The organism is Streptomyces sp. LX-29, assembly GCF_029541745.1.
Taxonomy (GTDB): domain Bacteria; phylum Actinomycetota; class Actinomycetes; order Streptomycetales; family Streptomycetaceae; genus Streptomyces.
On the sequence record NZ_CP089746.1, the window covers coordinates 3,176,641 to 3,188,486 of the forward strand.

The window sequence follows — 11,846 nt, forward strand, 5'->3', positions numbered from 1 at the left end:
CCCACCGGGCGCCTGGCTGGGGCCCCGCTGACACTTCCCGGAAGATTCCCGTACTTCCGCCCCTGATAAGAGGCGACGAGTACTGCGGGACTCGCTTCCAGTCCTCCCGGCGGGAGGCGCGCAGCATCGGCACTCAACCGAGCAACCTGGACAGTGTGCCATACGGGCAGGAAGGCGCGCCAATCGTGGCCGAAGACCGTACCCGCGCGAAGGCGGTTGTCAAACTCGCCGCAGCATGACGGGCTTGATCATTTCGTGACCGGCAATATCACGCCACAGAGCAACCTGGGAAGATCCCGGACCGTCCTATATCACGCTGAAGCAGCCGGGGACTGAGTGCTGCACGACGGGACGGGGTCACCCAGATGGCTGCTCTTTCCGGGGAGGACTCCCCGCGATACGCCGCGCCGCGGCACACCCTCTCACGCCGACGCACCCTGGGCGCGCTGGCCGCCGTGACCGCGGCCACGGTCGCCGGATGCAGCTCCGAGGGGCGCAAGGCCGCCACCGCGGCCCCGGTGCGGTCCGTGGACCCCCACTCGGCGGAGCCCTTCCGGTCCGCCAGCGGCAACGGCGACACCCTCCTGCTCCAGGTGCTGGCCCACCCGGACGACGATCTGTACTTCATGAACCCCGACGCGCAGCACATCCTGCGCTCGGGCACCCCCCTCGTCAGCGTCTACGTCACCGCCGGCGAGGCCAAGGGCATCAACCGGGTCTACGGCGGCCCCATCCCGAAGCCGGACAAGCCCGGCTACTCCTCCGCCCGGCACCAGGGCCTGCGCCAGGCGTACGCCGAGATGCTGGGCCTGGACCGGTTCACCCGCTGGCGGCGCACGGTGATGACGCTCCCCGGCGGCCTCCGCGCGGAGAGCAACGTCCTGACCAACGGGCGACAGAAGGTCCAGCTGGTCTTCCTCAACATCGCCATGCTGTCCGACAACGGCGTCCGCATCCCCGACCTGTGGGAGGTCCCGGGCACCGAGGCCGACACCCTGGTCGCCACCGGCTCCCCGCTCCAGGAGTCCGACACCTACGACCACGAGGCGCTGGTCGACGTGCTCGCCGGGCTGATGGACCGGTTCCGGCCGACGGTGATCCACACCCTGGACCCGGACCCCGACTTCCAGATCCACGACGCCACCCACCCCCGGGACAACGACCAGCCCGGGTGCTCCGACCACCGCGACCACACCCCGGTGGCCCTGTTCACCTGGAAGGCGATCTCCCAGTGGGTGGCCGACGCCTCCCGCCGGGACGGCCGCGCCCCGCGCTTCGTCACCACCGCCTTCCGCGGGTACTACAACCAGCGCTGGCCGCACAACCTGCCGATCGAGATCGTGCGGAACAAGGCCCACATCGTCTCCGCCTACGGTGGCTCCCCCACCTGGCCGTGCGGCAACACCGCGGGCTGCGGCGACTACAGCCAGGGCGGCAACCGGGCGCTGGTCAACCGCAAGGGCTGGGTGCGCTCCACCCACCACCGCTACCCCGGCGGGCTGCCCGCCCCGCAGCTCGACCGCGACGGGCGACTGATCGCCTACGGCGTGCTGGGCACCCAGGCCGTGCGCTGGCGGGAGACCGGCAAGGGCACCGGGCGCTTCGGCGCCCCCGAGAACCTCGGCGGCGGCCCGCTGGCGCCCGCGCTGCACGTGGTCAGGGACACCGCGGGACGACAGCTGCTCTTCGGGCTGCGCTTCACGGACGTGGCCGGCCAGGGCGGTCCCAACCGACGGGACATCGTGGTGCTGGAGCAGCGCGCCCCCGGCGGCTCCTTCCGCCCCTGGCGGGCGCTGGGCACCCCCGAGCTCCTGCCCTCCCGCGGGCGGCGGGTCGGCGCGCCCACCGCCGTCGCCACCCCGGACGGCCGGGTGCACCTGTTCGTCCGCACCGCCGACAAGGGCATCGCCACCCGCGTCCGGGAGGCCGACGGCCGCTGGGGCCCCTGGCAGGACCTGGGCGGCGGCGAGATACAGGACGGCCTGAGCGCGCTGGTCGACCGCGAGGGCCGCATCCACGTCTTCGGCGGCGGCCGGGACACCGTCCACCACTGGTCCCAGGACGCCCCCGGCGGTCCCGTCTTCGCCCGACCGCTGACCGGGCTGCCGCGCCCCGGCAACCAGCCCGGGGCGACACTGGCCCCCGACGGCTCCGTCGCCGTGATCTACCGCGCCCCCGCCACCGCCCAGCCCGCCGTGCACACGGTGCTGTCCGCGCACCACCCGGGCGAGACCCCGCTGCGCTTCTTCGAGGGCTACGGGCCGGTCACCGCGCACACCGTCCGCGCGGCCGGCCGCGACACCCTGCTGCTCCTCAGCCGGGCCATGGACGGCGAGGTGCAGCTGCGCTACGGCACCAAGCCCGGCACCCGCCCACTGCGCTCCCCCGGCCATCTGGTTCCGGTCGGCGCCCCGACACTGCTCCCGGGCGACGAGGCCCATGTCGCCGTGGTCGGCATGTCCCCGGCGGCCACACCCTGGATCTGGCGGCCGCAGGCGACCTCCCGGGCCTGATCACGTTCTTTTCAGGGCTCGGTTCGCCTCCGGGCGCCCTAAGCGACTGCCGACAGTCGACCGTGCTCGCCTGCGCGCCCCTTTTCAGGGCTCGGTTCGCCTCCGGGCGCCTTAAGCGACTGCCGACGGTCGACCGTGCTCGCCTGCTCGTTCCTCACAGGCTCCGCGCGCTCTCCCTTTCGGCAGCCGCGCGCCCTTCGGCTCACTCGCCGGTGAGGCGGCTGCGGGCCCGTCGTACCGTCCCCGGACACGAAAAGACCTGGGCCCCGCCCGCCGTTTCCGGCGAGCGGGGCCCAGGTGCGGTTGCCTTCAGGCAGCCTCAGGTCACTTGTTGATCTTGGTGACCTGGCCGGCGCCCACGGTCCGGCCACCCTCACGGATGGCGAACTTCAGGCCCTCCTCCATGGCGACCGGCTGGATCAGCTCGACCGACATCTCGGTGTTGTCGCCCGGCATGACCATCTCGGTGCCCTCGGGGAGGGTCACGACGCCGGTCACGTCCGTGGTACGGAAGTAGAACTGCGGGCGGTAGTTGTTGAAGAACGGGGTGTGGCGGCCACCCTCGTCCTTCGACAGGATGTACGCCTGGGCCTCGAACGAGGTGTGCGGCGTGACCGAGCCCGGCTTGATGATGACCTGGCCGCGCTCGACGTCCTCGCGCTTGATGCCGCGGAGCAGCAGACCGACGTTCTCACCGGCCTGGCCCTCGTCGAGCAGCTTGCGGAACATCTCGATGCCGGTGACCGTGGTGGTGGTCTTCTCGGTCTTGATGCCGATGATGTCGACGGTCTCGTTGACCTTGAGGACACCACGCTCGATACGACCGGTGACGACGGTGCCACGACCGGTGATCGTGAAGACGTCCTCGATCGGCATCAGGAACGGCTTGTCAACGTCGCGCTCCGGCTGCGGGATGGCCTCGTCGACGGCGTTCATGAGCTTGAGGACCGACTCGCCCCACTCGGCGTCGCCCTCGAGCGCCTTCAGCGCCGAGACCTGGACGACCGGAACGTCGTCGCCCGGGAACTCGTACTCGGAGAGGAGCTCACGGACCTCGAGCTCGACGAGCTCCAGGATCTCCTCGTCGTCCACCATGTCGGCCTTGTTCAGGGCGACGACGATGTACGGAACGCCGACCTGGCGGGCCAGGAGCACGTGCTCCTTGGTCTGCGGCATCGGGCCGTCGGTGGCGGCGACCACGAGGATGGCGCCGTCCATCTGCGCGGCACCGGTGATCATGTTCTTGATGTAGTCCGCGTGACCCGGGCAGTCGACGTGCGCGTAGTGACGCGACTCGGTCTGGTACTCGACGTGCGCGATGGAGATGGTGATACCGCGCTGACGCTCCTCAGGAGCCTTGTCGATCTGGTCGAAGGCCGAGGCCTCGTTCAGGTCCGGGTACTTGTCGTGCAGCACCTTGGTAATCGCCGCGGTCAGCGTCGTCTTACCGTGGTCGATGTGACCGATGGTGCCGATGTTGACGTGCGGCTTAGTCCGCTCGAACTTCGCCTTCGCCACTGGGGTCCTCCTGTGGAGTGGTTCTGTAACGCATCCACACTTTGCGGATGGGTTCAGGTGTTCTTACCGAACCGGCCAGGACCCCGAGGGGGATGCCCTTCGCCGTATTCGAATGGTGGGCCGGCGCCCGGGGCCCGCCGCAGACCACCTGAGCGGCGGTCTGCGGCGGTATGCCCCGATGCCTGATAGCTCCAGCCTAAAGGGGTGGGTAACGAGAGGTGTTACTCGCCCTTGGCCTTCGCGATGATCTCCTCGGCGACGTTCTTGGGAACCTCGGCGTAGGAGTCGAACTGCATGGAGTAGCTGGCACGGCCGGAGGTCTTGCTGCGCAGGTCTCCGACGTAGCCGAACATCTCCGAGAGCGGAACCAGGCCGGTGACCAGCTTGGCGCCGGAACGGTCCTCCATGGACTGGATCTGACCGCGACGGGAGTTGATGTCGCCGATCACATCGCCCATGTAGTCCTCGGGCGTGGTGACCTCGACCTTCATCATCGGCTCGAGCAGGGCCGGGCTGGCCTTGCGGGCGGCCTCCTTGAAGGCCATCGAACCGGCGATCTTGAACGCCATCTCCGAGGAGTCGACCTCGTGGTAGGCGCCGTCGAGCAGCGTGACCTTGACACCCGTGAGCGGGTAGCCCGCGAGCACGCCGAACTCCATGGCCTCCTGGCAACCCGCGTCCACGGACGGGATGTACTCCCGCGGGACACGACCACCGGTGACCTTGTTCTCGAACTCGTACCCGTCGCCCTCGAGCGGCTCGAGCGCGATCTGCACCTTCGCGAACTGGCCGGAACCACCAGTCTGCTTCTTGTGCGTGTAGTCGAGGCGCTCCACGGCCTTGCGCAGGGTCTCGCGGTACGCGACCTGCGGCTTACCGACGTTGGCCTCGACCTTGAACTCGCGACGCATACGGTCGACCAGCACGTCCAGGTGCAGCTCGCCCATGCCGGAGATGATGGTCTGGCCGGTCTCCTCGTCAGTCTTGACGCGGAAGGACGGGTCCTCCTCGGCCAGGCGCTGGATGGCGATACCCAGCTTCTCCTGGTCGCCCTTGGACTTCGGCTCGATGGCGACCTCGATCACCGGGGCCGGGAAGTCCATGGACTCCAGGATCACCGGGTTGGTCGGGTCGCACAGCGTCTCACCGGTGGTGGTCTGCTTCAGGCCCATGACGGCGACGATGTCACCGGCGCCCACCGACTCGATCTCCTCACGCTTGTTGGCGTGCATGCGGTAGATCTTGCCGATGCGCTCCTTCTTGCCCTTGACGGAGTTCTGGACCTGCGATCCAGACTCCAGGCGGCCGGAGTACACGCGGACGAAGGTGAGCTTGCCGAGGTGCGGGTCGCTCATGATCTTGAACGCCAGCGCCGACAGCGGCTCCTCGTCGGACGGCTTGCGCTTGACGACCTCGTCCGGGTTGCTGACCGCCTGGCCCTCGATCGCCTCGATGTCGATCGGGGAGGGCAGGTAGCGCACGACCGCGTCGAGCAGGGGCTGGACGCCCTTGTTCTTGAACGCGGTGCCACAGAACACCGGGGTGACGGTGGTGCCGCCGCCCTTGCCGGAGTTGATGGTGATACGGCGGATCGCCGCGTACAGCTGCTCCTCGGTGGGCTCCTGGCCCTCCAGGTACAGCTCCATCATCTCTTCGTCGTTCTCGGCGACGGCCTCGAGCAGCTTGCCGCGCCACTCGTCAGCAGCCTCGATGTGGGTGGCCGGGATGTCGACGACGTCGTACATCTCGCCCTTGGTCGCCTCGGCGGACCAGACCAGGGCCTTCATGCGGACCAGGTCCACGACGCCCTTGAAGTCGGCCTCGGCGCCGATCGGGAGCTGCATGACGATCGGGGTCGCACCGAGCCGGTCGACGATCATGTCGACACAGCGGTGGAACTCCGCGCCGGTGCGGTCCAGCTTGTTGACGAAGCAGATGCGCGGCACGCCGTAGCGGTCGGCCTGACGCCACACGGTCTCGGACTGGGGCTCGACACCCGCCACACCGTCGAACACCGTGACGGCACCGTCGAGCACGCGCAGCGAGCGCTCCACCTCGACCGTGAAGTCGACGTGGCCCGGGGTGTCGATGATGTTGATGGTGTGGTCGACGTCCTCCAGCGGCCAGTGGCAGGTGGTCGCGGCGGACGTGATCGTGATGCCGCGCTCCTGCTCCTGCTCCATCCAGTCCATCGTCGCGGCGCCGTCGTGCACCTCGCCGATCTTGTAGGACACGCCGGTGTAGAACAGGATCCGCTCGGTGGTGGTCGTCTTGCCCGCGTCGATGTGGGCCATGATCCCGATGTTGCGGACCTTGGCCAGGTCAAGTGAAGTGGTGGCCATGTGGCTCAGTCTTCTCTCGGTTCTCGATGGGGGTAGCGACTACCAGCGGTAGTGCGCGAAGGCCTTGTTGGACTCGGCCATCTTGTGGGTGTCCTCGCGACGCTTGACGGAGGCGCCCAGACCGTTGCTGGCGTCCAGCAGCTCGTTCATGAGGCGCTCGGTCATGGTCTTCTCGCGACGGGCGCGGGAGTAGCCCACGAGCCAGCGCAGCGCGAGGGTGGAGGCACGGCCGGGCTTGACCTCGACCGGAACCTGGTAGGTCGCGCCACCGACGCGGCGGGACTTGACCTCGAGAGCCGGCTTGACGTTCTCCAGAGCGCGCTTGAGCGTGATGACCGGGTCGTTACCGGTCTTCTCGCGCAGGCCCTCCATGGCGCCGTACACGATGCGCTCGGCGGTGGAACGCTTGCCGTTCAGCAGGATCTTGTTGATCAGCGAGGTGACAAGAGGAGAGTTGTAGACCGGGTCGATGATGACCGGGCGCTTCGGGGCGGGGCCCTTACGAGGCATTCTTACTTCTCCTTCTTGGCGCCGTAGCGGCTGCGAGCCTGCTTGCGGTTCTTGACGCCCTGCGTGTCGAGCGAACCACGGATGATCTTGTAGCGAACACCCGGAAGGTCCTTCACACGACCGCCACGCACGAGCACGATCGAGTGCTCCTGCAGGTTGTGGCCCTCACCCGGAATGTAAGCGGTGACCTCGATCCCGCTGGTCAGACGCACACGCGCGACCTTACGCAGGGCCGAGTTCGGCTTCTTCGGGGTGGTCGTGAAAACACGCGTGCAGACGCCGCGGCGCTGGGGCGAACCCTCCAGTGCGGGCGTCTTGTTCTTCTCGACCTTGTCCTGCCGGCCCTTGCGGACCAGCTGCTGGATCGTAGGCACCGTTTCTCCGGTTTCTGTGTGCCAGTCTCAGTAAAGCTAACCTGGGGTTTCTCCGACCCACGCGGTCGGGTGTGTCGCGAACCTCATACGCTTCCGCCGAGGCGAAAGGTGCGTATTTGGTCGGCGTCTCGGCCTCGGCATCCCGTGCGGACGAGTGCACGCACAAGGACCCGGGCACACCCCAGGCACAAGGTCTGAGCGTACCTACCTCATCCACTTCGGTCAAAACAAATGCCCCCCGCCGGGACACGCCGGACCTCCACCGATTCGCCGCCGCCTCCACCCCGCGCGCACCACGCGGCCGTCCCGAGGAGCCCGTACGAGCCCACGGTGGCCGCCCCGCCCGCCCCGCGGCCACCGCCCGGCACCGACGCCGCGCCGGGACCCGCGACGGCCGGAGAGGCCCGGTGGGGCGCGACCACGGCCCTGTCCCAGCCGAGGGGCCGCGTACCCTGCCGCCTCCCTCGGCCGGCCCGGAGGAGTCCGGGACACCCGTCCGTCGCGAGCCGCCGCACCACGGCCCCGGGCTCATCCGGGGCGCCGCCGGCCGGGCGCGGACACCCCGGAAAAGCCGCAGGGCGGCCACCCCCGTGGGGGTGGCCGCCCTGCGTCGCCTGTGGCGTCTTACTGGTTGTACGGACCGTAGTCGTAGTCCTCCAGCGGGACCGCCTGGCCGGTGCCGGTGCCGAAGGGCGAGTAGTCGATGTCGTCGTAACCGACGGCCGAGTACATCGCGGCCTTCGCCTCCTCGGTCGGCTCGACCCGGATGTTGCGGTAGCGGGACAGGCCCGTACCGGCCGGGATGAGCTTACCGATGATGACGTTCTCCTTGAGGCCGATCAGGGAGTCCGACTTGGCGTTGATCGCCGCGTCGGTGAGCACCCGGGTCGTCTCCTGGAAGGACGCCGCCGACAGCCAGGACTCCGTCGCCAGCGAGGCCTTGGTGATACCCATCAGCTGCGGACGACCGGAGGCCGGGTGGCCGCCTTCCTGGACCACACGACGGTTCTCGGTCTCGAACTTCGAGCGCTCGACGAGCTCGCCCGGCAGCAGCTCCGCGTCGCCGGACTCGATGATCGTCACGCGGCGGAGCATCTGCCGGATGATGATCTCGATGTGCTTGTCGTGGATCGACACACCCTGCGAGTTGTAGACCTTCTGGACCTCGCCGACCAGGTGGACCTGGACGGCGCGCTGGCCGAGGATCCGCAGCACGTCGTGCGGGTTGGTGGCACCCACGGTCAGCGCCTGGCCGACCTCGACGTGCTCGCCCTCGGAGACCAGCAGACGGGCACGCTTGGAGATGCCGAAGGCGGTCTCGTCGGAGCCGTCGTCCGGGGTGACGATGATCTTCTTGGTCTTCTCGGTCTCCTCGATCCGGACGCGGCCGGCCGCCTCCGAGATCGGGGCGACACCCTTGGGCGTACGGGCCTCGAAGAGCTCGACGACACGCGGCAGACCCTGGGTGATGTCGTCACCGGCCACACCACCGGTGTGGAAGGTACGCATCGTCAGCTGGGTACCGGGCTCACCGATGGACTGGGCGGCGATGATGCCGACCGCCTCACCGATGTCGACCAGCTTGCCGGTGGCCAGCGAGCGGCCGTAGCACATGGCGCAGGTGCCGACGGCGGACTCGCAGGTGAGCACCGAGCGGGTCTTGACCTGCTCGACGCCGTACTTGACGAGCTCCTGGATGAGCACGTCGCCCAGGTCGGTACCGGCCGGGGCCAGCACCTTGCCGTCGACGACGATGTCCTCGGCGAGGCAGCGCGCGTACACGCTGGTCTCCACGTCGTCCGTCTTGCGGAGCACACCGTCCGCGCCGCGGGACGCGATCGCCAGCTTGAGGCCGCGCTCGGTGCCGCAGTCCTCCTCGCGGATGATGACGTCCTGCGAGACGTCGACCAGACGACGGGTCAGGTAACCCGAGTCGGCGGTACGGAGGGCGGTGTCCGCGAGACCCTTACGGGCACCGTGGGTGGAGATGAAGTACTCCAGCACGGAGAGACCCTCACGGAACGACGCCTTAATGGGCCGCGGGATGGTCTCGTTCTTCGCGTTCGACACCAGACCACGCATACCGGCGATCTGCCGCATCTGCATCATGTTTCCTCGGGCACCCGAGTCAACCATCATGAAGATGGGGTTCGTCTTGGGGAAGTTCGAGTTCATCGCCTCGGCGACCTCGTTGGTCGCCTTGGTCCAGATCGCGATGAGCTCCTGGGTGCGCTCGTCCTTGGTGATCAGACCGCGCTCGTACTGCTTCTGGACCTTCTCGTCCTGCGCCTCGTAGCCCGCGACGATGGCCTTCTTGGCCTCGGGGACGACGACGTCGGAGATCGCGACGGTGACACCGGAGCGGGTGGCCCAGTGGAAACCGGCCGCCTTCAGGTTGTCCAGGGTCGCCGCGACGATGACCTTCGGGTAGCGCTCGGCGAGGTCGTTGACGATCTCGGAGAGCTGCTTCTTGCCCACCGAGTAGTCGACGAACGGGTAGTCCTCGGGCAGCAGCTCGTTGAAGAGCGCGCGGCCCAGCGTGGTGCGCAGCCGGAAGCTGTCACCCGGCTGCCACGCGGCGGCCTCGACACCCTCGTCACCCTCCTCCGTGACCGGCGGGGTCCAGCCACGCGGCGGGACGGTGCCGATCGGGAAGCGGATGTCGACCTTCGCCTGGAGCGAGAGCTCGCGGGCGTCGAAGGCCATGATCGCCTCGGCGGTGGAGCCGAAGGACCGGCCCTCACCCACGACCTCGCGCTCCTCCTCGTCGGTGGTGAGGAAGAACAGACCCAGCACCATGTCCTGGGTCGGCATGGTCACCGGACGGCCGTCGGCCGGCTTGAGGATGTTGTTCGAGGACAGCATCAGGATGCGGGCCTCGGCCTGGGCCTCCGCGGACAGCGGGAGGTGGACGGCCATCTGGTCACCGTCGAAGTCCGCGTTGAACGCGGTGCAGACGAGCGGGTGGATCTGGATGGCCTTGCCCTCGACCAGCTGCGGCTCGAAGGCCTGGATGCCCAGACGGTGCAGGGTGGGCGCACGGTTCAGCAGCACCGGGTGCTCGGCGATGACCTCTTCGAGCACGTCGTACACGACCGTGCGGCCGCGCTCGACCATGCGCTTCGCCGACTTGATGTTCTGCGCGTGGTTGAGGTCCACCAGGCGCTTCATCACGAACGGCTTGAAGAGCTCCAGCGCCATGGCCTTGGGCAGACCACACTGGTGCAGCTTGAGCTGCGGGCCGACGACGATGACGGAACGGGCCGAGTAGTCGACACGCTTACCGAGCAGGTTCTGACGGAATCGACCCTGCTTACCCTTCAGCATGTCGCTGAGGGACTTCAGCGGACGGTTACCGGGGCCGGTCACCGGGCGACCGCGGCGGCCGTTGTCGAACAGCGCGTCGACGGCCTCCTGCAGCATCCGCTTCTCGTTGTTCACGATGATCTCGGGGGCACCGAGGTCAAGGAGACGCTTGAGACGGTTGTTGCGGTTGATCACACGGCGGTACAGGTCGTTCAGGTCGGAGGTCGCGAAGCGGCCACCGTCCAGCTGCACCATCGGACGCAGGTCCGGCGGGATGACCGGGATGCAGTCCAGAACCATGCCGTTGGGGCTGTTGCGGGTCTGCAGGAAGGCGGAGACGACCTTCAGGCGCTTGAGCGCACGGGTCTTCTTCTGGCCCTTGCCGGTCCGGATGATCTCCCGAAGCCTCTCGGCCTCCTCATCCAGGTCGAAGGACTCCAGGCGCTTCTGCAGCGCCGCGGCGCCCATGCCGCCCATGAAGTAGGTGCCGAAGCGGTCCCGCAGCTCGCGGTAGAGCAGCTCGTCGCCCTCGAGGTCCTGGACCTTGAGGTTCTTGAAGCGGTTCCACACCTCGTCGAGGCGGTCGATCTCGCGCTGCGCACGGTCGCGCAGCTGCTTCATCTCACGCTCGGCGCCCTCGCGCACCTTGCGGCGCACGTCGGCCTTGGCACCCTCGGCCTCCAGCTCGGCCAGGTCGGACTCGAGCTTCTTGGCGCGGGCCTCCAGGTCGGCGTCGCGGCGCTGCTCGATCTGCTGGCGCTCGACGGAGACGTGGGCCTCCAGCGAGGGCAGGTCGCGCGTGCGGCGCTCGTCGTCCACCCACGTGATCATGTAGGCGGCGAAGTAGATGACCTTCTCGAGGTCCTTCGGGGCGAGGTCGAGCAGGTAGCCCAGCCGCGACGGGACGCCCTTGAAGTACCAGATGTGGGTGACGGGAGCGGCCAGCTCGATGTGGCCCATCCGCTCACGACGCACCTTGGCGCGAGTCACCTCGACGCCGCAGCGCTCACAGATGATGCCCTTGAAGCGGACACGCTTGTACTTGCCGCAGTAGCACTCCCAGTCCCGGGTCGGACCGAAGATCTTCTCGCAGAAGAGTCCGTCCTTTTCGGGCTTCAGGGTGCGGTAGTTGATGGTCTCCGGCTTCTTGACCTCGCCGTGAGACCACTGCCGGATGTCGTCCGCGGTCGCCAGGCCGATCCGCAGCTCGTCGAAGAAGTTGACGTCGAGCACTTGTCGTCAATCCCTCTTTCAGGGTCGTGCCCCTCGCGCTAGCGAGAAAT

Annotated in this window: 6 protein-coding genes; 1 reads left to right on the top strand and 5 read right to left on the bottom strand. The window is 68.2% G+C overall.

Going from position 1 to position 11,846, the window contains the following annotated elements; genetic code table 11:
- The first annotated feature begins 365 nt into the window (after positions 1-365).
- Positions 366-2,513: a PIG-L family deacetylase gene (locus tag LRS74_RS13570; protein ID WP_277741245.1), complete on the top strand. Its 2,148-nt coding sequence runs from the start codon at positions 366-368 to the stop codon at positions 2,511-2,513.
- 324 nt (positions 2,514-2,837) lie between these two features.
- Here LRS74_RS13570 and tuf read toward each other — a convergent pair whose 3' ends face one another.
- The 5 genes from tuf to LRS74_RS13595 all read right to left on the bottom strand — a co-directional run bounded on the left by tuf (position 2,838) and on the right by LRS74_RS13595 (position 11,796).
- On the bottom strand, positions 2,838-4,031 hold the full coding sequence (gene tuf, locus LRS74_RS13575; RefSeq protein ID WP_144380932.1) for an elongation factor Tu: 1,194 nt from the start codon (positions 4,029-4,031) through the stop codon (positions 2,838-2,840).
- Between the two features lie 221 nt (positions 4,032-4,252).
- Positions 4,253-6,373 carry an elongation factor G gene (gene fusA / locus LRS74_RS13580; protein ID WP_277741246.1) on the bottom strand — a complete coding sequence of 707 codons (2,121 nt, stop codon included), beginning with the start codon at positions 6,371-6,373 and terminating at the stop codon, positions 4,253-4,255.
- A 39-nt stretch (positions 6,374-6,412) separates the two neighbouring features.
- Entirely contained in the window at positions 6,413-6,883 is a 471-nt protein-coding gene (gene rpsG, locus LRS74_RS13585; RefSeq protein ID WP_135340137.1) for a 30S ribosomal protein S7, read from the bottom strand.
- Between the two features lie 2 nt (positions 6,884-6,885).
- Positions 6,886-7,257 carry a 30S ribosomal protein S12 gene (rpsL, locus tag LRS74_RS13590; RefSeq protein WP_003948652.1) on the bottom strand — a complete coding sequence of 124 codons (372 nt, stop codon included), beginning with the start codon at positions 7,255-7,257 and terminating at the stop codon, positions 6,886-6,888.
- Between the two features lie 624 nt (positions 7,258-7,881).
- Positions 7,882-11,796, bottom strand: a complete 3,915-nt coding sequence (locus LRS74_RS13595; protein ID WP_277741247.1) for a DNA-directed RNA polymerase subunit beta' — start codon at positions 11,794-11,796, stop codon at positions 7,882-7,884.
- Between the last annotated feature and the right edge of the window lie 50 nt (positions 11,797-11,846).

Bases quoted from the DNA above. Each gene is read 5' to 3' on its own strand.
- LRS74_RS13570 (WP_277741245.1), top strand. From the start codon at position 366: ATGGCTGCTCTTTCCGGGGAGGACTCCCCGCGATACGCCGCGCCGCGG.
- fusA (WP_277741246.1), bottom strand. From the start codon at position 6,373: ATGGCCACCACTTCACTTGACCTGGCCAAGGTCCGCAACATCGGGATC.
- rpsG (WP_135340137.1), bottom strand. From the start codon at position 6,883: ATGCCTCGTAAGGGCCCCGCCCCGAAGCGCCCGGTCATCATCGACCCG.